Raw genomic sequence first — 21,460 nt, forward strand, 5'->3', positions numbered from 1 at the left:
GGATGGCGCGCAACGGCGCTTCTTTGTCTGCTTGCTGGCAGCATAGCGCCCACGTTGCCGCCCGGATTGATCGCGCCACGTGCGCTTGGATAGATGCCCGTTTGTGGCCGGATGCTATCGGGTTTTATCGCGCCGCAGCTCGGTGATCCGCGCTAGAGGACTTCGCGTCACCATCCACGCCCGCCCCCACGTTGATACGAGCAGAGTGCACTGCCCACAGAGAAGCTTATGGAACATCAGCCGGATGAGTCGCTGCATGTGGAGACTCAGTTGATGGTCGTTTCTTAGGAAATACCAACGAGAGAGTGATCGAAACAGTAATCACAGTCGCAATAATGCCGAGTGATAGCCCAATAGGAAACTTGCCGCCGTATAGATCGTTGAGCCATACCATCTTTAATCCGACGAATATTAACACGAGCGCCAATCCGTACTTGAGCATGTGAAACTTGTCCACCGCGCCCGCCAGCATAAAGTACATAGCACGCAGACCAAGAATGGCAAGAATGTTTGAGGTGAAAACAATCATTGGCTCATGAGTCAACGCAAAGATGGCCGGCACGGAATCAATCGCAAAAGCAATGTCCGACATCTCGATGAACAACAGTGCTACCAACAACGGCGTCGCCTGCCACAGACCATTGACGCGGACAAAGAATCGTTGGCCGTGCAATTGAGGTGTGACCGGCACATAGCGCCGGAATAATCGAATCAAGCTGTTCTTCTCCGGTTCCACTTTCGTTTCTGGCGCAAAGATCATCTTAATGCCAGTGAATATCAAAAATGCGCCGAAGAAGAGCAACACCCAATGGTACCGCATCAACGCTGCACCCATGGTGATGAAAATAGCTCGGAAGACGAGCGCACCTAGGATGCCGTAGTACAAAACGCGATGTTGATAGATCGCTGGAACGGCAAAATAGTTGAAGACCACTACAAAGACGAAAATGTTGTCAACAGCCAGTGATTTCTCGACGAGGTAGCCTGCTAAGAACTCTAATCCAACCTGTTGAGCTGCTGCTGCTGGATCAAACCCGGCAATCGCGCTCAGGCGCGGATCACGAGGGAACTTCCAGAGCGCGAAGCGATAGAGCGCGTAATTAAAGACGAGCGCCAGCGTTACCCAGACGGCGCTCCATGCGGCAGCCTCACGGAACGAGACAACATGTGCATGACGATGAAAGACACCTAGGTCAAGCGCCAATAGAAATAATACGAAGCCAGTGAAGGCAGCATAAAACCACCAATACTCTGCAAATGGAAAAAGGTAAATGGTCGCCATGCCGGGCATGCTTTGAAAGCGATGGTGCAGGCTAGTGTGATGACCTCTCAGTCGAACAGCTCTTCGAGGAATGATTTGCGGCGTTTGTACTTGTAGGGCTCATACCCGCGCGGTGGCTCGTAGTTTGACGGCGCTGACCACCGCTCCACCAGCGCCTGTTGTTCGGCTGCTGCGCGCTCCAGAATCTTATCCAGTTCACCGCGGTCCAACCACACACCGCGACATTGAGGACAGTAGTCAATCTCTACGCCCTGCCGTTCGGACATTCTCAGTTCTACATGTTGACATACCGGACAATTCATCAGCTCACCTCCATATTAGTTAGACCCGGCCGCTATTGACTCATCAGCATCCACGATGCTAGCTACCGATCACGCCCCGCGACATCGCCACGCATAACGAACGGGAGGGACTGGGTGATCGGCTCACACTGGCCTTATGGTCCTCACAGCCAGTAGCGTTCTTTGAGGCCGCATCAAAGCGCCAGTCACCTCCGTCGCCATTAGACCCAAAAACTCATTGATGAATCCTCGCAGCCGGTCCGGTCGCCTCCGAGGTGGTGCATCGTTTTCAAAGCGAAAAACTCCTCGTTGGCGAATCTCGCTCAACCATCACATCGTCTTACTTCGTCACATCGTCTTGCTTCAGAAGCTGGCCGCCATCCCTGTGCGAGCCATGGCTTCCAATCGTCTGATCCGTTCCTCGGTGGCCGGATGCGTGCTGAACAGCCGCAGCATGCCTCCACCAGAAAACGGATTGATGATGAACATGTGCGCAGTGGCTGGCGTGCCGCTGGTCATGGGCACTTGTCGGCTCCATGCTTCAATCTTGCGTAAGGCACTAGCCAGCGCCAGAGGACGACCTGTCAGCCGGGCGCCCGCTTCATCTGCCATAAACTCGCGTGAACGAGAGATGGCTGCCTGAATCAGTACTGCTGCGATCGGCGCTACGATCACGCCTAACAAGCCGGCTGCCGGATGGCTCTCCTCTTCGTCGCTGGATGAGCCACCCAAAAGAGAGCGCCACATAGCCATCTCCGCCAGCATGCTCAACGCGCCCGCAATGGTGGCAGCAACCGTCATCACCAGTGTATCGCGGTTTTTAACATGTCCCAATTCGTGAGCAAGGACGCCAGCTAACTCATCCCGATTGAGCAACTGCAACAGCCCTTCTGTGACAGCCACCGCTGCGTGCTGTGGGTTGCGTCCCGTAGCAAATGCATTGGGCGTGGCTTCTGGGATGATATAAACCTTTGGCATAGGCAGCCCGCCACGAATGGCAAGCTCCCGCACGATCGCGTATAACTCTGGTGCGTCTGCTTCGGTGACCGGCTGCGCGCCGTACATGCGTAGCACAATCTTATCGGAAAACCAGTAGGCGCTGAAGTTCATGACCAGTGCCAGCCCCAGGGCAATCATCAGCCCGCTTTGTCCACCCAACGCCTGACCACCCCACAACAACAAGGCTGTGAGGGTCGCTAGCAAAGCTACAGTTTTGAATCTGTTCATAGTCAAGCTCCTTCATTGATAGCCATAAAAAAGACCTTTTGTAGCTTCTGCCACAAAAGGTCTTGATCCCTTAGCTCATTCGAGCTTGGTTGGTTGACCGGGTTGCCCTATGTCAAGCAACCGTGTTGACGATCTAACCAAACCCCTCGGGGTGATCTACTCCCCTTTTCTGCGTTTTTAAGAACAGTCATTTTATGAATGTAGTTGGCTGGTGTCAACAGTTTATACGGGTGGATTTTTATTTATGAAAAAATTTTTGAAGAAAACTTGACAAACTCATACTAAGATTTTATTATATTGTCGCAATAAAAAATTGCCTGACTCGATAGAGGAACAACTCGGTCGGGTCAGAAATCTAGTAATGTAGGAGGATAAGACAATGATTCTGGCACGACGATATGATCCGATTCGAGAACTGACCACATTCGATCCATTTCGCGATTTGGTCACGTTGCAACAGAGGATCAATCGCATGTTTGATGAAATCTTCCCGTCGGCTGAACCGTCTGGATTGAAGATGCACACATGGTCGCCGTCGGTTGATATTTATGAGCAGCCGGAAGCGTTGGTCATTGAAGCGGAGCTTCCCGGCCTGAGCAAGCAGGATGTCTCGGTGAAGCTGGAGAATAATACGCTGACAATCCAAGGTGAGCGGAAGCTGGCTCACGAAGACAAGCGTGAGAACTATCATCGTATTGAGCGGGCGTATGGCTCATTTGTGCGCAGCTTCACGCTTCCCACCAATGTTGACACAGAAAAGATCAATGCTGAGTTCAAGGATGGCGTCCTACACATTGTGTTGCCCAAGCGGGAAGAGGCCAAACCGCGAGAGATCGAAGTCAAGGTCGGTTGAAACACAGCGGCCTGGAAGCGAGCACAGCGACCCTCGTGCCGTCGTGGTGGTTGGCGCTGTGCTCGCCCAGGATAATAGATGAGGTTGAATGGTTAATCGAGGGGAGAGCTGCTGGCTGGCATGCGGTTTGACTCAGCAGTTGTTCCCCATTCCGCATCCGTATCGAGTACTCAGCAATCGGTTTGACGCACTAGTTGTTTGTGAACAGATGGGCAAGCCAATAATGGACATGGATGGACACGGACAAGTTCGCTCAACGGATCAGGCCATGCCCACGGTCAATCTCGTTCTTCGTTCATTCGTGTCCAAGGAGAGATCATGAACGATTCGGAATCTCTGCAAGAGCAACTAGAAGTTCTGCCTGTGCTGCCGGTGAAAAATACGGTGCTTTTCCCGTATTTAGGCCTTCCGCTTGCTGTGGGTCGGCCGGCCTCGCTGGCGGCGGTCGAAGCGGCGCTACAAAGTGAAGAGAAAGAAATCGTCGTGGTGGCGCAGCGTGATGCATCCATCGAAACGCCGACGCAGGACGACCTCTACACAATTGGCACAAAGGCGATCATCAAACGGTTCTCTCGCTCAGCAGAGAACCTTGTGCAAGTGATTGCCCAGGGAATCGAACGAGTGGTCGTCTTACGAGTTGTCCAAACCGAACCTTATTTGCAGGCGCGTATTCAACCACTGCCGTTACCAACAGACAGCAGCCCAGAGGTAGAGGCGCTTTATCGTGCCGTTCTTGATTTGGTCAATCAAGCTTTGGGGTTGATCCAGCCGCAGGTACCGTTTGATCTGGCTCAGGTGCTGGCCACGACAAAGGACCCATTGCAACTTGTTTATTTCATCGGCTCGATTCTGAATCTGGATTTGGATAAGGAGCAACGCATCCTGGAAGCCCCAACACGAGCCGAGGCGCTGCGTCTGGTGCATTCTTACCTCGCTCATGAGGTGCAGGTACTCGAACTGCGCCAGCAAATTACCAATCAAGCGCAGAGCGAAATCAGCAAACAACAGCGCGAGTACATGCTTCGCCAACAACTGCGCGCTATTCAGGAAGAATTGGGCGAGAAAGATTCCGAACAGGCAGAGATCGAAATGCTGCGCCAGCGCATCGCGGAGACCGATCTTCCTGACGAAGTTCGCAAGGAGGCTGAGCGGGAGCTGAAGCGGCTGGAAAAATTGCCGATGGCCTCCCCCGAATACAGTGTGATTCGCACCTATTTAGACTTGGTGGTGGAGCTTCCCTGGCGCAGGGGGACGGATGAGCTGATTGACATTGCGCGCGCGCGACAGGTGTTAGACGAAGACCATTTCGGATTGAAAGAGGTCAAGGAGCGGATTCTGGAACATCTGGGCGTGCTCAAGCTCAATCCCGATGCCAAAGCCCCCATTCTCTGTTTCGTTGGGCCGCCCGGTGTAGGAAAGACATCGCTTGGTCAATCCATCGCGCGGGCGCTCGGACGCAAGTTTGAACGATCAAGTCTGGGTGGCATGCACGATGAGGCGGAGCTGCGCGGGCATCGTCGCACCTACATTGGCGCTATGCCCGGACGGTTAATTCAAGCGTTGCGTCGCGCCGGTGTCAACAATCCGGTGCTCATGCTCGACGAGGTTGATAAAATCGGTCGCGATTTCCGCGGCGATCCGGCGGCAGCGCTGTTGGAGATTCTAGACCCTGAACAGAACAAGGAATTTCGCGACAATTATCTGGACCTCCCGTTTGATTTATCCAAGGTGTTTTTCATCACGACGGCGAACACGCTCAGCACGATTCCTCAACCGTTGCTCGATCGAATGGAGATCATCCAGTTATCGGGCTATAGCGAGGAAGAGAAGATCGAAATTGCCACACGGTACTTGATTCCTCGACAATTGAAGCAAGCCGGATTAAGCGATCAGCAATGTTCAATCGAGCGTGATGCGTTACGCTATGTGATTTCGCGTTACACGCGCGAAGCGGGCGTGCGACAACTGGAGCGTATGATTGGCCGATTGATGCGCAAAGTAGCGTTGCGTTTTGCCGAGGGCGCAACGGAGCCGGTTGTCGTTCACGTCTCTGATTTGGCCGAGATGCTGGGCCCGGCGCGATTTTCGCCTGAACAGATGCGCAAGCAGTTGCCGCCCGGCGTTGCTACGGGCTTAGCTTGGACGGAAACAGGCGGTGATGTATTGTACGTTGAGGCGACGCAACTGCCCGATGGTCGCGGCTTGACGCTGACGGGACAACTTGGCGATGTGATGAAGGAATCGGCTCAGGCAGCGCAAAGTTACATCTGGTCGCACGCTGACGAATTTGGCATTGACCGTCAGGTCTTCCGGAAGTCGGGCGTCCATATTCACGTTCCAGCAGGCGCTATCCCCAAGGATGGGCCATCAGCCGGCATCACGATGGCGACGGCGTTGGCCTCGCTTTATACGAAGTGCCCGGCGCGGAGTGATATTGCGATGACCGGCGAAATCACGCTCACCGGCTTGGTGTTGCCGGTTGGCGGCGTGAAAGAGAAAGTCTTAGCTGCCCGGCGTGCCGGCATCAGCCGCGTCATCCTGCCGAAAGAAAATGAGAAAGACATGCGCGACTTGCCCGATGAAGTGCGTCAAGAGATGGAATTCATTTTTGTTGAACGAATCGAAGACGTCCTGGCAGTCGCGATTCCAGGATTGGAACGACGCCCGTTGACCCATCTTCCCGAAGGGCCGGACACGTCGCACACCAGACCGCTGGCGTAACGGCCCCCCACAAATCACAATGGCATTTAATTAAGAAGCTCATGGAACGCGGATGACACGGATTCGGCTGATCAACACGGATTAATCCGTGAAAAAAATCGGCCGCATCCGTCTCATCGGCGTTCCATCCAACCCCACAACTTAATGCCATTGCTGACAAATCCTCAGCCGACCAAGAATGACCACGAGTGTCATTGATCGTGGCATTCTTGGCGGTTTTATTCATGTTATACCAATTGCGGATTGGAAACCGCGGATGGCCCCGGTAAGTTCATGTCCTACCGTTTTCTGTCCTTCGTGAAGTGCGCCCTTTCGCGGGCTAATTGGTAGGAGGCCGAGATTGAGTTTCGGATCGAGAGTGACCGGTTGGTGTTGAAGATGAGTGACAATGGGAAGGGGCTTGACCTGACCCACGAGTGTGAGCGTCAAGGTCTACTCAGCATGCGCCAACGGGCCAAGAAACTCGGCGGCGGGTTGGACATCCGCTCACCTGATGGCCAGGGGACGAGCGTGACGCTGCGGGCGCCGATGAAGTGAACGATGAAGGTAGAATGATGAATGATGAACTGGTCACGACACTGTGGACCTTTGCATCTATTGTTCCGCATTCATCATTCATCGTTCATCATTCCGGTTCGCTCTTGCCCCAACCTACCGAGCATAGTAGTATCAAGCCATGAAGCGAGTTGCGGAACAATTCGGTGTGAAAGGAGGAGACGATGCCATCACCGTTTCCCGGCATGGACCCTTATCTTGAAGGCGAGATGTGGCAGGAATTTCATGAAACGCTAGCCGGTGCCATTCGCGCTCAACTGCTACCGCTCTTGACGCCCAAGTATGTGGCTCTGCTGGCCAAACGTTTTGTGCTGGACCGAGCCGACATCGGTATTGTTGGATTACCGCCGGAGCGCGTGATTTATCCCGATGTTCATGTGGCTGCACCGCCGAGCACAGCCACGATGCCACTGGCGAGCCGCGCGGGTGTGGCGGTAGCTGAGCCGGCCGTGGAATTGGCCAGTCCCATGATGGAAGAAGTCCCCTTGCTGAGCATCGAGATTCGCGACGTCGCCCAGCGTCGGTTAGTCACGCTCATCGAAATCCTCTCGCCGGTGAACAAGCGCGGGGAGGGCTGGCGCGAGTATGTGGATCGGCGCACGGAAGTGCTGCAAACGAAGACGCACCTGCTGGAAATAGATTTGCTGCGGCAGGGCCAGCGGTTGCCCTTGTTGGGCCAGTTGCCGCCGGCCCCGTATTACGTTTTTCTGACTCGATGGCAGCGTCGGCCTTGGACGCAGGTCTGGCCGCTGTCGCTGCGTGAGCCGTTGCCCGCTGTGCCTGTTCCGCTGTTGCCGCCCGATCCGGACGTTCCACTGGATTTGCAACAGGCGGTCACGGCCTGTTTCGATCTGGTCGGGTACGAACGCCTGTTGGATTACTCGGCTCCGCCTCCACCCCCGCCGCTTAGTGATGAAGAGGCCGCGTGGGTAGCCGAGCGGGTTCGCGCCTTCAGGTCGCCCCAGCGCCCTGCCGAACGTCAGACCTCGTAACCACAGAGCGTGTTGTGGGTCACCACCGTCCGTAAGAATGTGGCCGCCGCGCGCCCAATCGTGTCGTCGTTGATCAGATCATCAAGATTGCCCGACCGAGCGAATCGTGCGGCTTCTTCCGGGAACGCTTCCTGAAAGAGCTTGACATACACAGGCGACTCTTGCGGCGCGTCCTTTTGCGTTTCTAGCATGCGGTAAACATCAAAGGCAATCTCCGCCAGATTCTCACCAGCGGGCAATCCGCGCGGATTGGAGGGGCTGCCGGCTGGTTCGCCCGCCTTGCCTCCAATGTAACGTGACAAAAGTTCGTGGCGTTTTTGGAGTGTTGCGACTTGTCGCAGGTTTGGCCGGAAAGCGGTGACACGTCACCGCACTCCAAAACGTCCCGTCCCCCCAACCCGTCCCCTCAAAATGTCCCGGAACTTTTGTCAACCTACTTAGCAGATCAAATGCGAATGAACGGTCGGCCATCTTAATAGGGCAGCCTTGTTTTGAATAGGGCAACTGCGGGACGGACGAGTCATCGGCCAGAGGCGGCCTTGGCTGAGAGTTGACGCTCTTTCGCTCAGGCGGTCGGCATCCTCGATAATAAACGGAACTAATTGGAGGCAAAAAACAATCAATTGTACAAACTCATGCGTTCTTGGTACACTGCTAGCGAAATGTGCAAGCGATTGAACAAGACGGAGCCGTCGGTGACACGCAGTTGGCACGTCTGTCGTCCAAGATCGAACCAGCCGCTCCGATCAATCTGGTGGTGGATTGCTAGCGCATGCTCGATGAAGATTAACGGGCTAGCCGTAATTATTGTAGGCCTCATCAACAGCGGATGATGGCGCATCCTGGATCAGTATCTGACAGGAGGCCATGATCCGAACAAAGTGGATGATGGCCTTTTTTATTGAATGGAGCCAAAGGAAACACGCGATGGGTCATAGATGTTGAACGGAGATGAGAACAGGTTATGAAAGGAGCTGAGATATTTGTCCAATGTTTATTGCAGGAGAACGTCGAGGTCATCTTTGGTCATCCGGGTGGCGTTGTGCTTTCGATTTATGATTGCCTCTACGATGCTCCGATTCGGCATATCTTGATGCGGCATGAGCAAGCCGCTGCGCATGCGGCTGATGGCTATGCGCGCGCGTCGGGCAAAGTCGGTGTCTGCATCGGGACGTCGGGTCCTGGGGCGACCAATTTAGTCACAGGCATCGCGACGGCGCAGATGGATTCGATTCCGATTGTTGTATTCACTGGGAATGTGCCGACCCACCTGATCGGCAGCGATGCGTTTCAGGAAGCGGACATCGTCGGTATCACGCGGCCATGCACCAAGCATAGTTATTTGGTGCGTCGCGTTGAAGACCTGGCGCGCACGATTAAAGAGGCCTTCTATGTGGCCGCCACGGGCCGTCCTGGTCCGGTGCTCGTGGACATGCCGAAAGATGTGTTGCTGGCCGAGACCGAGTTTGACTATCCCAAGACAGTCAATCTGCGCGGCTATCATCCGCCATCGGAAGGCGACTGGGCGCAGGTGGAGAAAGCGGCCCAATTGTTGATGGAAGCCAAGCGACCGGTGATCTACGCTGGCGGCGGTGTGATTAGTTCAGGCGGATCAGCAGAGCTGGTGGAGACCGCTGAGTTGCTCCAAGCGCCTGTAACCACAACGTTGCTGGGGATGGGTTGCTTCCCCAGCGCGCACCGGCTCTCACTCGGTATGCTCGGCATGCACGGCACATGGTATGCCAACACGTCTATGAGTCATGCTGATGTGATTTTGGCTGTTGGCGTGCGCTTTGATGACCGTGTGACGGGCCGGCTGGCTGCGTTTTGCCCGAATGCCAAATTCATTCACATTGATATTGACCCGTCGGAAATCAACAAGAATGTGCAAGTCCATGTCCCGATCATTGGTGACGCCAAGACTGTGCTGCGGCAGTTGAATCAACTGCTCGTGGAACAGTGCGCCAAGACGACTGAAGAGTGGCAAGCGGAGCGTCGCGCCTGGCATGCGCAAATTGATCAATGGAAGGAGCAGTATCCGCTCTGTTACGACGATTCAGACGAAGTGATTAAGCCGCAGCGGTTGATGGAAGAGCTTTCCAACGTGACGGACTCGGCGGCGATCATCGCCACCGATGTGGGACAACATCAGATGTGGGCTGCTCAGTATTATCGGTTCACGCAGCCGCGCACATGGCTCTCGTCTGGCGGACTTGGCACGATGGGCTTTGGTTTTCCGGCAGCCATTGGCGCGCAGATGGCCTATCCTGACCGACAGGTAGTGGCGATTGTCGGGGATGGCGGGTTCCAGATGACGATGCAGGAGCTGGCCACGGCGGCTGAGCATCGCCTGCCGGTGAAGGTCATTATCATGAACAATGCTTTTTTAGGCATGGTGCGGCAGTGGCAGGAGATTTTCTTTGAGCGGCGCTATTCGGCTGTTGATTTGAGTTTGTCGCCGGATTTCGCCAAGCTAGCCGAGGCATTTGGCATCGTCGGCATGACAGTGACGAAACCGGCGGCGCTGGCTTCGGCCTTGCGCGAAGCGATGGACTTGCCAGGCCCCGTGCTCGTTGATGTGCGCGTGGCGCAAGAGGAGAATGTCTACCCAATGATTCCGCCTGGAGGCGCCATTCATGAAATGATCGTGGGCGAGTATAAATCTCCGAAAGTTGTTCACATGAGTTGAGTCGGTTATGAGTCAAACAATTTCTCTGTTAGTGGAAAACAAATTCGGTGTGCTGGCTCGCATTGCCGGATTGTTCAGCGCACGTGGTTATAACATTGACAGTTTGAGTGTGGCGCAGACGGAAGACCCGACGCTGTCACACATCACGCTGGTCACCGATCTAGAACCGAAGGCGTTTCAACAACTGTTGAAGTTGCTCGATAAGCTGGTGGATGTCGTGAGCGTAGCCGATCTGTCCAATGGCCACAGCGTGGCGCGCGAGCTAGCCTTGCTCAAGGTCAAAGCCGATCAAGCCCAGCGGGTGGAAATACTGAAAGAAGCAGAGCTGTTCCGCGCTCGTGTCATTCACGCCGGCATAGATGCTTACATTTTTGAAGTGACCGGCGATACGGGCAAGATTGAGGCCTTCATTCGATTATTCCAAAAGTACGAGATTCAAGAAGTCGCCCGCACCGGCGCGGTCGCCATGGCCCGCGACAGTCGTCAGGGACATGCAATTTAGGATTTCGCCAGGAGAAACCACTATGGCCAATGTTTACTATGAACATGATGCGGATCTTTCTCGCTTGCAAAAGAAGACGGTTGCCATCATCGGGTATGGGAGTCAAGGGCACGCGCACGCCTTGAATCTACGCGACAGCGGCGTTGCTGTGATCGTTGGCTTATATCCGGGCAGTCGGTCTTGGTCGAAAGCTCAAGCAGATGGCTTGAATGTGGCAACAGCGGCAGAAGCCGCTGCTCAGGCTGACATCATCATGATGCTCGTACCTGATCAGACGCAGCGGCAGATTTACGAAGACAGCATTCAAGCCAATCTGGCGGCTGGCAAAACGCTGATGTTCGCGCACGGGTTCAACATCCATTTCAGTCAAATCGTGCCGCCACCGCATGTGGATGTCTCGATGATTGCGCCGAAAGCGCCCGGCCATCGCATGCGCGAGCTGTTCACTGAAGGTGTCGGTGTGCCAGCGTTGCTGGCCATCCATCAGGATTTCAGCGGTCATGCCAAAGCCGATGCGTTGGCGTATGCGCGTGGCATCGGCTGCACCAAGGCCGGCGTGATTGAAACGACCTTCAAAGAGGAAACGGAAACCGATTTGTTCGGCGAGCAGACCGTGTTATGTGGAGGCATCTCGGCGCTAATCAAAGCCGGCTTTGAAACATTAGTGCAGGCTGGCTATCAACCCGAGGTCGCCTATTTCGAGTGCTTGCACGAGCTGAAGTTGATTGTAGATTTGATCCACGAAGGTGGATTGAGCTACATGCGATATTCCATCAGCGACACGGCGGAATATGGCGATTATTCGCGTGGCCCTCGCGTCATCAACGAACAGGTTCGAGCTGAGATGCAGAAGATTCTCCGTGAAATTCAAACTGGCGCGTTTGCCCGCGAATGGATTTTGGAGAATCAGGCTGGGCGACCTAGTTTCAATGCGTATCGTCGGCAAGAAGCCGAGCATCCGATTGAGCAAGTCGGCCAGAACCTGCGTCGGATGATGGGTTGGTTGAAGAACGCCAAGCCGAAAGCGCAGACCACCTCGGCTGATTGATGTCGGCAGGACGGACGGTTGAACGCTGGTAACCACGCTGCGGGGAAGAAGACTTGCAGCGCGTTGATCGGTGTTGATCCGTTGGTTGTTTTTGGTCCCCATGCCATTTTGAACGGAGAGAAGCAGTGGCACTGAATGAACGGAGTCGCGTTTTAGTCGAAGGGCTTGCCCGCGCGCCGGCGCGCGCCATGATGAAAGCAGTCGGATACACCGATGAGGACCTCAGCCGACCCCTGATTGGTGTTGCGCATTGTTGGATCGAGATCATGCCGTGTAATTACAACCATCGTCGTCTCGCTGAAAAGGTCAAGGAAGGCATTCGCGCGGCCGGCGGCACGCCCGTCGAGTACAACACGATTGCTATTTCTGACGGCATCGCGATGGGCACGGAAGGCATGAAAGCCTCGCTGGTCAGTCGCGAGGTTGTTGCTGATTCGATTGAGCTGGTGGCGCGCGGTCACCTCTTTGACGCGATGGTCGTCATCTCCGGTTGCGATAAGACGATTCCCGGAACAGTCATGGCGCTGCGCCGGCTTGATCTGCCTGGATTGATGTTGTACGGAGGTTCGATCTATCCGGGCCGGTTTCAAGGGCGGGACGTTACCATTCAAGACGTATTTGAAGCTGTCGGCGCATGCGCAGCAGGTCGGATGACGCCCGCTGAATTGAATGAGCTTGAAGCACAGGCATGCCCCGGCGCTGGCGCTTGCGGCGGCCAGTTTACAGCTAACACGATGGCCACTGTGTTTGAAGTGATGGGCATCTCGCCGATGGGCAGCGCCATGGTGCCGGCTGAAGACCCGCGCAAAGACGACGTGGCCTTTCAGTGCGGACAGATGGTGATGGAGTTATTGCGTCGTAATATTCGCCCCAGTCAGATCATCACGCGCAACTCCATTGAGAATGCTATCGCTGCGGTGGCGGCCACGGGCGGTTCGACCAATGCCGTATTGCACATTCTGGCGCTGGCGCACGAATCAGACATTGAATTAGCCATTGATGATTTTGACGTGATCAGCCGGCGGACGCCATTGCTGGCCGATTTGAAGCCATCAGGCCGATACGTTGCCACGGACGTATATCAGGCCGGTGGGATTGGTGTCATTGCCAAGCGGTTGCTTGAAGCAGGGCTGCTGCATGAACAGGAACTGACCGTGACCGGCCGCACAATCGGCGAAGAAGCGCGCGCTGCGCAAGAAACGCCTGGGCAAATGGTCATTCGTCCGCTCTCTGATCCGCTTTCGCCCAGTGGCGGCCTGGTGATCTTGAAAGGGAATCTGGCGCCAGAAGGATGCGTGGTGAAAATTGCCGGCAAAGAGAAGTTGAGTCATCGCGGTCCGGCGCGTGTTTTCGACAGAGAAGAGGATGCGTTCGCTGCTGTGCAACGTGGTCAGATCAATCCCGGTGACGTAGTTGTCATCCGCTACGAAGGCCCCAAGGGCGGACCCGGCATGCGTGAGATGCTCGCCGTGACCGGCGCTCTTCAAGGCGCGGGATTGGGTGGCTCCGTAGCCTTGCTCACCGATGGCCGATTCTCCGGCGCGACGCACGGGTTGATGGCAGGACACGTCGCGCCCGAAGCGGCCGTGGGTGGACCGATCGCCGCATTGCGCGACGGCGACATCATCGTCTTTGATGTGAACGAGCGACGGCTGGACGTCGAGCTGTCCGATCAAGAAATCGGAGCCCGATTGGCCCAATGGTCACCGCCGCCGCCACGCTACCTGAGCGGTGTCATGGCCAAGTATGCTCGGCTGGTCTCATCAGCGTCGCGTGGGGCAGTCACCGGATGACGGATTGGCATGAGAGGCTCATTCGGCACTCATTGGCGGAGAGGAAATCACCCGCTATGTACGCCGAAGAATGAGAATGGAGCACAGGCGTTCTCGCCTGTGCTCCATTCTCATCATCTCTAGGCGTTGCTGCGGCGACAGGGACATCCAACGCGCGGTGCACTCAGCTAACGATTCGAGACGTTGCACGTTTAGCTACCCACCTATGGCCAGGTGGTGGCATGCCACGGTATGCGCCAACGCTCTGGCAGGCGGCTGAACGATTTGCTGCTACTGATGCTCTGGTCAAGGAATCACGACCACTGCCCCTGCTTGAGGCAGCAACCGCATCAAGTCCCCGTTTGATTTGAGCGCCACCACATCGCTGATTTCCAGGAGACTGATTGTGCCTGGCCGCGCCTGTGGCAAAATCCTAAACCGGACATGCACCAACACGCCGGAGAAGCTGTTCAGTGTGGCTCTCAAATTGGTCAACGGCGGCGTAATGGTAACCGTCACCTGATTGCTGCTCAGCTTCAGCGCCGTGACCGTGAAATTATTCGGAACCACAGGGCCGCGGCTGACGGCGCCGCTGTCGAGCACACTGAGCGTTTGCGGATCGTACGTCACGTTAAAGGCGAGCCAACTGATTTCACTGGCGTCGGTAATCAAGACAGGAACTTCAACGATCGTGCCTGGCCGACCTTGGACGCGAGTTAGGCTCAACATGCGCGCGTTGATGGCAATATCAACGCCGTCGGTGACGCTGGACGGCAACACATGCAAGCGTGCCCCTTCGCTGGGATTGGCGCTGGCCGGTTGCGCCGGCGCGACGTAAAACTGCGTTTCGGGCAGCGCGGCTGGCGGACTCAACGGTCCGACGCTGGAGCCGCCGCGAAACTGTGGATTGATCGGTGAAATCTCAATGGTGTAGGTGCCAGGAGGCAATCCATTCAATTCGTAATATCCGCGCAACGCCGGATCGTCTGAGCCGAAATCCGGGCCCCGTTTGGTCCCTGTATGCAGGAACCCGGAAACACAGGAGACGGCCGTGTTCAACGGATCGTTGATATTTCGCGCCACGACGTTAGCGCCTTGAAAGCCGCTGCCATCGGGAAACAGCACGCGCCCGCGGATCGTGCTCTTTGACCACAAGTACTCAGGCGTCGGATAGAGTTCGGACACTGCGACAATGTCATCCAGATGAAGCGTAGCTTGCTCATCGCTGACGAGCTGCGGGAACATGGTGGGAACGGCTGTGTCGTTTGTCGTGTCGTTATCTAGCGCCTCGCGTGTGTTCAATGCCGAGTGATCCAAGCCGATGAAATGGCCAAATTCGTGAACGAATGTGGTGCGATACCGCGAGAGGGGAATCTCGGGGTTTCTCAGCAGCTCGTTGACGCCATCAATGAAGAGGCCGTTGAGGATGGCCACTGATTGTAGGATTTCGCCAGTCTCTGGATTGCCCAGCAGCGGCGTAGCAGCCCCCGGCGCCAGCAATCGCGCCCCTGCGCCGATCAGTGCATCAATCACGCTTCCATCCGTGTCATAGATGATTGGATTGACGCCCGGCGGCGCGTTGTTGAGAAACGGCATCACGTTTGATCCGGTGATGTCCATTGGCAACGAAGCCGCTCGTTGAAACTCAATGCTGGCAGTTCGCACGTCCTGCCAGACCTGGAATAACTCGCCGGTTAACGCCACGGCTTGTTCATTTGAGAGTCTCCCTAGAGTTCCTTGATCGGGATTGAATGGCACGGGCCGCGATGTATCCCACGCATAAGGAGTGGCGCGTTTGGTGACGATCAACGGACCGCCGGCTTGTGTTGACTGCGGCAGTGAGAGTGCGCCAAACAGAATGAGCCAAAAACTTACCCAGCTTGTTATGATCAAACGTTGCTGTCGCATGGTCGGTCTGCTCTCCGTTGTGTGAAAATTCACCGGGCTCAACGTGCGACAGCAAGAGTATCACAGAGGAGCGGATTTTGCCTAGTCTTTGATCGAGAGGCCATTTTGCGGAGAATCGCGAATGTGCGACGGCACACACCAAGCGTGAAAACGAAAGCGTGGGAACGCTGAGACCGCAGAGAGCCATCATCTCTCTGACCTATGAGCCGGCTCTGCGGTTATCTTTGATGAATGATTGCTTGCCAATGTGGGTCATTCTGGCATAACTTGATGGCTCGATGAAAAATTAACATTCAGGCAACGCCTATTTTACATCTGTGTAACACGTCGAGAGTGAAAATATGACCGGACAGGAGCAACTGTATGCCTGACAAAAAAAGAGTTCTGTTTCTTTGTACCGGCAATTCAGCGCGCAGCCAGATGGCCGAAGGATTACTGAGACATCTAGCCGGTGACTCGTATGAAGTGTACAGCGCCGGCACCCACCCCGTTGGCGTGAATCCGTTCGCCATCCAAGTCATGAAGGAAATCGGCATTGATATTTCGCATCATCGGTCGAAGTCGCTTAGCGAATTCCTAAACGAACCGTTCGACTTCATCATCACGGTGTGCGACCGTGCGAATGAAACCTGCCCGGCGTTTCCCGGCGACGTAACGCGGATTCACTGGGGCTTCGATGATCCGGCGGCGGCGCAAGGCAGCGATGAAGAGCGCCTCAGTGTGTTTCGTCGTGTACGTCATGAGATTGCCACCCGCTTGCGATTATTTGTGGCCGCGCAGGAGACGGCCTAAGCGCGCCTCGTGAGTCGTCAGCGGCCACGTTTATCAGGGTGAGGCAAGGCGTGGACAATCGGATGGCGTCGGCCATCGCGGTATCGAGGAGGCTTTGATCGCGCGTCACACACCTCATTGACGATTGCCGACAAGCTGCGCCTCTTTCTTGCATTCTTTCCACTCAAACCGGTAAGATTCTTCGGCAATCAATTGAGATAGATGTTGACGTGATGCAGGCAGCGATGGGTCTTGTTATGGACGGGCGATTTTTGGGGACAGTTCGATGCTGGCGCATGATGGCGATGAGTCTGCTTGCCGGCGTGTGTGTAACGACCATGGCGTGCAAGGGCAATCATCCAGCGTCAGCGCAACAGAATCGGGCTTCGGCCGGCACACAGGAGGCCAGAGTCGTCCGAACGGTGCGTGTCGCTGAGACGAAGCTGGAGCGCACGCTGACGGTAATTGGTTCGCTGGCCGCCTACGATCAGGCGACGCTCAGTGTCAAGGTGCCAGGTCGGTTGAGTATGATCTCGGTTGATCTAGGCAGCGCCGTGCGGCGTGGAGAAGTGATTGCGCAGGTTGAGCCGCGCGATTATCAGCTCCAGGTGCAACGCAGCGAAGCGGCGTTGGCGCAGGCGCGCACGCGCCTGGGACTACCGCCAGAAGGACCCGATGAAACAGTGGACCCTGAACAAACCGGCACGGTCAGACAAGCGCGCGCGTTGCTGGAGGAAGCCACCGCCAATCGCGACCGCGCTGTGACGTTATTCAAACAAGGCGTGCTGGCACAGTCTCAGATGGATGCTGCCGAAGCGAATTACAAAGTCGCGCTCAGTCGTTATCAGGATGCGGTCGAAGAAATTCATAATCGTCAGGCGGTGCTGGCGCAGCGTCGTTCAGAGTTGGAGATCGCGCGGCAACAACTCCAGGACACAGTCGTCATCGCGCCGTTCGACGGCGTTGTGCAAGAGCGTCGCGCCAGCATCGGCGAATATCTGGCGGCCGGCTCGCCGATTGTCACGCTGGTGCGCATGAACCCATTGCGGCTGCGCGCTGAGGTGCCGGAGCGCGACGCAGCCAACGTGCGCATCGGACAACTGGTGCGCGTGACGGTGGAAGGCGATCCGACGACTTATACCGGCTACATTAAGCGACTGAGTCCGACGATCATCCAGCAGAACCGGATGCTGGTGGTCGAAGCAGAAGTGCAGAATAACGGGACGTTGCGGCCGGGCTCGTTCGCTCGCGTGCAGATTGTCACCCAAGACCAGACGCCGGCTCTGACCGTGCCTAACAGCGCGATTGTCACGTTTGCCGGTATTGAAAAAGTGATTGCTGTGCAGGATGGCAAAGCCGTTGAAAAGCCTGTAACGACCGGGCGACGTACAGCGGAACAAACTGAGATCACAGCCGGCTTGCGTGTCGGCGAGGTGATTGTTGTCGAACCTGGCAATCTGCAATCGGGGCAGCCTGTCCGTGTGCAGGAATGATTGTGGCGAGGGCTGCGGCGTTCTCTGTTCAGAGTCCCTCAGCCATTCTAGTGAGACGTTATGCAGAAGCTAGCTGAAATTTGCATCAAGCGGCCCGTCTTCGCGGCCATGTTGATTCTGGGGCTGGTGGTTGTCGGCGCTGCCAGTTATTTCCGTCTGGGCGTAGATCGGTTTCCCTCGGTGGATTTGCCGACCGTTGCGGTGCGCACCGTGTTGCCGGGCGCAGCGCCGGAGGAAGTTGAAGCGGAAGTCTCGCAGGTGATTGAAGAGGCGGTCAACACAGTCGAAGGCATCAGCGAGTTGCGTTCCGTATCGGGCCAGGGCACCTCGATGGTGATGGCGGTATTTAATTTGGATCGCGATATTGACGTGGCTGCGCAAGACGTGCGTGACCGCGTGGCTGCCGCTGTTGGCCGGTTGCCGAGAAACGCTGAACCGCCGATCATTTTCAAGTTCAATAGTGATTCAGCGCCCGTGCTGACGATTGCCTTATCAGCCGACCGCCCGTTGCGTGAACTAACCGAGCTAGCCGACAAGATCGTCAAGGTGCAACTGGAGCGCTCCGCCGGTGTGGGCGAAGTGCGATTGGTGGGCGGCTTAGAGCGTGCTATCAACATCTGGGTTGACGCTGATCGGTTGGCTGCTTACCAAATTCCTATTACGGCTGTGCGCAGCGCCATTACCCGCCAAAACACCAACGTGCCGGGCGGGAATGTGACGGCCGGCGCGTGGGAACAGGCGCTGCGCACCATGGGTCGGGTAGCCGATCCCGAAGCCTTTAACGAGCTGGTCATCGCCACGATCAACGGCGCGCCGATTCGCGTGCGTGATATTGGTCACGCCGAAGACGGGACCAAGGAACAACGCTCACTGGCACGGCTCAATGGCGTGCCTACCGTCACACTGGAAATTCGTCGTCAGTCAGGCGCTAACACGGTGGAAACGATTGAGGCAGTCAAGGCAAACTTGGCCAAAGTAGCGGCGCAGTTGCCGGCTGATGTGAGATTGGAAATCATCCGCGATCAGTCGCGCTACATCTACGCCGCGCTGCGAGAGATCAATCTGCACTTGATTCTGGGGAGCTTGCTGGCTTGTCTCGTCGTGTTGGTGTTCATGCGGAGTTGGCGCTCAACGATCATTGCCGGCGTCGCCATTCCGACCTCAGTCATCTCCACGTTTGGCATGATGTGGGCGCTCGATTTTACGCTCAACAGCGTCACCATGCTGGCGCTGGTGCTGATGGTCGGCATTGTGATTGACGACGCTATTGTTGTTCTGGAAAACATCTTTCGTTGGGTTGAAGAGAAAAAGATGTCGCCGTTTGAGGCCGCGCGGGCAGCCACCGCTGAGATTGGGCTAGCTGTCATGGCGACGACGTTCAGCTTGGTGGTCATTTTCGTGCCGGTCTCGTTTATGTCCAGCATCTCAGGCCGATTTCTCTATCAATTCGGCATCACCGCAGCAGTGGCCGTCATGGTGAGCTTGTTAGTTTCATTTACGCTCACGCCGATGATGAGCGCGCGACTGTTGCGCACCGAAGATGCTGCGTTGGGGCATGAGACGGTGGTGGCTTCGCGTCGTGGCTTTTACGCCTGGCTCGACCGTTGGTATCAGCGCATTCTGGCGTTTTCCATGCGCCATCGGTTGCTTGTCTCCGGTGTGGCGGCGGCGGTCATCCTTTCATCCATCCCGTTGTATCAAGCTGTCAAACAGGAGTTCGTCCCCACGGACGTGGACGAAGCCGAATTTGAAGTGAACGTCACCGCCCCGGAAGGCACAAGCCTCGCCGCCATGAATGAGATCATGCGAGCCATTGAGGCCGACCTGCTGCAGACGCCGGGCGTGCAATTGGTGCTGGCCACCGCCGGCGGCGGTTTTCTTGGTTCGGTCAATAGTGGAGGCGCGTATGTGCGCATTGCGCCGCATGAACAGCGGAGGTTCTCGCTCGGCCGACTGTGGCGCGGGCTGTGGAATGGTCGGCCGCTCGAAGCCTTCGAGGGCAATTACACGCAACGCGATGTGATGGTCGAGATTCGTCGCCGACTGAAGAAATATCCTGATCTGCGCACATCGGTGCGTAATTTCCCGTCGTTCAATATCGGCGGCGGCAATTTTGAAATTGACTTCGTGATTCGCGGCCCTGATCTGCAGATGCTCGCTGCATACGCCAACGAGCTTCGCCAGCGGTCGCAGCAGTTGGGTGGCATCGTGGATGCTGATACCACGCTCAAACTGGATAAGCCGGAGCTGCGCGTCGAAATTGATCGCGCGCGAGCGGCTGACCTCGGCGTAGATACTGAAGACATCGCCTTGGCGCTGCGATTGATGGTTGGCGGCGACACGGAAGTATCGCGATTCCGCGATGAAACGGTCAATGACAACTACTACATTCAACTGCGTCTCTCTGAAGCTGACCGGCGTGACATGAATACCATCGCGCGATTGTACGTGCCGCGTCAAAGCAGCGGGCTGGTGCGGCTGGACAACCTGGTGCGGATCGTGCCCAGCCAGACAGCTTCGCGTATTGATCGCCTGGATCGCCAACGACAGGTGAGTTTGCGCGCTTCGGTTGGCCCCGGTTATGCGTTGGCCGACCGGTTGGCTGCGTTGCGCCAAGCAGCGGCTGAGATGAACCTGCCGGCTGCTTATACCACCAGCGTTTCCGGACGTGGTCGAGAATTAGAACGAACCTTCAATGAATTTGTCTGGGCGTTTCTGCTCTCGGTCATCTTCATGTACATGATTTTGGCAGCGCAATTCGAGAGCCTGATTCATCCCTTTACGATTTTGCTTTCGTTGCCAGTCTCTGTGCCGTTTGCTTTGTTCTCGCTTTGGGTGACGGATAATACCTTGAATCTCTATTCAGCGCTCGGCATGTTAGTGCTGTTCGGCGTGGTGAAGAAGAATGCCATCTTGCAGATTGATCACATGAATCAGCTTCGTGAGCAGGGTTTGGACCGGTGGACGGCTATCATGCAAGCCAACCGCGACCGGCTTCGACCGATCTTGATGACCACGCTGGCGCTGGTCGCTGGCATGTTGCCGTTGGCCGTAGGCTCTGGCCCCGGCGCTGAAGAGCGTCGAGCGATTGCTATTGTTGTCATTGGTGGACAATCGCTCTCGTTGTTGCTGACGCTGATTGTCACGCCAGTCGCTTATTCACTGTTTGACGACATTAGAGCTACGGCTCGCTGGCAAGCGTGGGCGCACGGCTGGCGTCGTATGACGGAACCGCTGACCGCTGCGTTGGCTCGTCATCGTACACCTGCGCTCAAACGCACACCAGCAACTCGCTCATCGGTGGTCAGCGTGGAGGAGCCTTCAGCCCGCCTCACCGCTAAGGGGAGTGACTAGCGCGCGCTGCTC

Annotated in this window: 17 protein-coding genes; 11 read left to right on the plus strand and 6 right to left on the minus strand. The window is 56.0% G+C overall.

The genetic code is table 11. The features are described 5' to 3' along the window. Window positions 1–226 precede the first annotated feature (226 nt). The 3 genes from NZ823_12670 to htpX form a co-directional block, all read right to left on the minus strand. Window positions 227–1,282 (minus strand): TerC family protein, encoded by a 1,056-nt coding sequence (locus tag NZ823_12670; GenBank protein ID MCS6805976.1) that lies wholly within the window; start codon window positions 1,280–1,282, stop codon window positions 227–229. A gap of 47 nt (window positions 1,283–1,329) precedes the next feature. Further along, window positions 1,330–1,584 (minus strand): zf-TFIIB domain-containing protein, encoded by a 255-nt coding sequence (locus NZ823_12675; protein ID MCS6805977.1) that lies wholly within the window; start codon window positions 1,582–1,584, stop codon window positions 1,330–1,332. Window positions 1,585–1,926: 342 nt separating this feature from the next. Beyond that, complete coding sequence (gene htpX, locus NZ823_12680) at window positions 1,927–2,790, minus strand: zinc metalloprotease HtpX (GenBank protein ID MCS6805978.1); 864 nt, start codon at window positions 2,788–2,790, stop codon at window positions 1,927–1,929. 379 nt (window positions 2,791–3,169) lie between these two features. Between htpX and NZ823_12685 the strand changes: the two genes are divergently transcribed. From NZ823_12685 to NZ823_12700, 4 genes are all read left to right on the plus strand, one after another. Then, a complete protein-coding gene (locus tag NZ823_12685; protein ID MCS6805979.1) occupies window positions 3,170–3,643 on the plus strand; it encodes an Hsp20/alpha crystallin family protein in 474 nt (157 codons plus the stop codon). A 318-nt stretch (window positions 3,644–3,961) separates the two neighbouring features. Then, entirely contained in the window at window positions 3,962–6,364 is a 2,403-nt protein-coding gene (lon, locus tag NZ823_12690; protein ID MCS6805980.1) for an endopeptidase La, read from the plus strand. A 378-nt stretch (window positions 6,365–6,742) separates the two neighbouring features. After that, on the plus strand, window positions 6,743–6,901 hold the full coding sequence (locus NZ823_12695) for a hypothetical protein (GenBank protein MCS6805981.1): 159 nt from the start codon (window positions 6,743–6,745) through the stop codon (window positions 6,899–6,901). Window positions 6,902–7,083: 182 nt separating this feature from the next. Next, window positions 7,084–7,911, plus strand: a complete 828-nt coding sequence (locus NZ823_12700) for a DUF4058 family protein (protein ID MCS6805982.1) — start codon at window positions 7,084–7,086, stop codon at window positions 7,909–7,911. Here the strand turns inward: NZ823_12700 and NZ823_12705 are convergent. Together NZ823_12705 and NZ823_12710 are read right to left on the minus strand one after the other, a co-directional pair. Beyond that, window positions 7,899–8,213, minus strand: a complete 315-nt coding sequence (locus NZ823_12705; GenBank protein MCS6805983.1) for a hypothetical protein — start codon at window positions 8,211–8,213, stop codon at window positions 7,899–7,901. The two genes, NZ823_12700 and NZ823_12705, sit on opposite strands and share 13 nt — an antisense overlap. Before the next feature lie 317 nt (window positions 8,214–8,530). Continuing rightward, complete coding sequence (locus NZ823_12710) at window positions 8,531–8,731, minus strand: hypothetical protein (GenBank protein MCS6805984.1); 201 nt, start codon at window positions 8,729–8,731, stop codon at window positions 8,531–8,533. A gap of 144 nt (window positions 8,732–8,875) precedes the next feature. On the opposite strand from NZ823_12710, the gene ilvB reads away from it, so the two are divergent. The 4 genes from ilvB (at window position 8,876) to ilvD (ending at window position 13,943) form a co-directional block, all read left to right on the plus strand. Further along, window positions 8,876–10,600, plus strand: a complete 1,725-nt coding sequence (gene ilvB, locus NZ823_12715; protein ID MCS6805985.1) for a biosynthetic-type acetolactate synthase large subunit — start codon at window positions 8,876–8,878, stop codon at window positions 10,598–10,600. 7 nt (window positions 10,601–10,607) lie between these two features. Further along, window positions 10,608–11,102, plus strand: coding sequence for an acetolactate synthase small subunit (ilvN, locus tag NZ823_12720; GenBank protein MCS6805986.1), 495 nt, complete (start codon window positions 10,608–10,610; stop codon window positions 11,100–11,102). Window positions 11,103–11,124: 22 nt separating this feature from the next. Beyond that, window positions 11,125–12,150 carry a ketol-acid reductoisomerase gene (gene ilvC, locus NZ823_12725; protein ID MCS6805987.1) on the plus strand — a complete coding sequence of 342 codons (1,026 nt, stop codon included), beginning with the start codon at window positions 11,125–11,127 and terminating at the stop codon, window positions 12,148–12,150. A gap of 125 nt (window positions 12,151–12,275) precedes the next feature. Then, window positions 12,276–13,943, plus strand: coding sequence for a dihydroxy-acid dehydratase (gene ilvD, locus NZ823_12730; GenBank protein MCS6805988.1), 1,668 nt, complete (start codon window positions 12,276–12,278; stop codon window positions 13,941–13,943). A 285-nt stretch (window positions 13,944–14,228) separates the two neighbouring features. Here ilvD and NZ823_12735 read toward each other — a convergent pair whose 3' ends face one another. Next, on the minus strand, window positions 14,229–15,830 hold the full coding sequence (locus NZ823_12735; GenBank protein MCS6805989.1) for a cohesin domain-containing protein: 1,602 nt from the start codon (window positions 15,828–15,830) through the stop codon (window positions 14,229–14,231). A 363-nt stretch (window positions 15,831–16,193) separates the two neighbouring features. Between NZ823_12735 and NZ823_12740 the strand changes: the two genes are divergently transcribed. The 3 genes from NZ823_12740 (at window position 16,194) to NZ823_12750 (ending at window position 21,448) form a co-directional block, all read left to right on the plus strand. Next, window positions 16,194–16,622, plus strand: a complete 429-nt coding sequence (locus tag NZ823_12740; GenBank protein ID MCS6805990.1) for an arsenate reductase ArsC — start codon at window positions 16,194–16,196, stop codon at window positions 16,620–16,622. Between the two features lie 275 nt (window positions 16,623–16,897). Further along, a complete protein-coding gene (locus tag NZ823_12745; GenBank protein MCS6805991.1) occupies window positions 16,898–18,094 on the plus strand; it encodes an efflux RND transporter periplasmic adaptor subunit in 1,197 nt (398 codons plus the stop codon). Window positions 18,095–18,154: 60 nt separating this feature from the next. Continuing rightward, entirely contained in the window at window positions 18,155–21,448 is a 3,294-nt protein-coding gene (locus tag NZ823_12750) for an efflux RND transporter permease subunit (protein ID MCS6805992.1), read from the plus strand. The last annotated feature ends 12 nt before the right edge of the window (window positions 21,449–21,460 follow it).

This window comes from Blastocatellia bacterium (genome assembly GCA_025054955.1).
Taxonomy (GTDB): domain Bacteria; phylum Acidobacteriota; class Blastocatellia; order HR10; family J050; genus JANWZE01.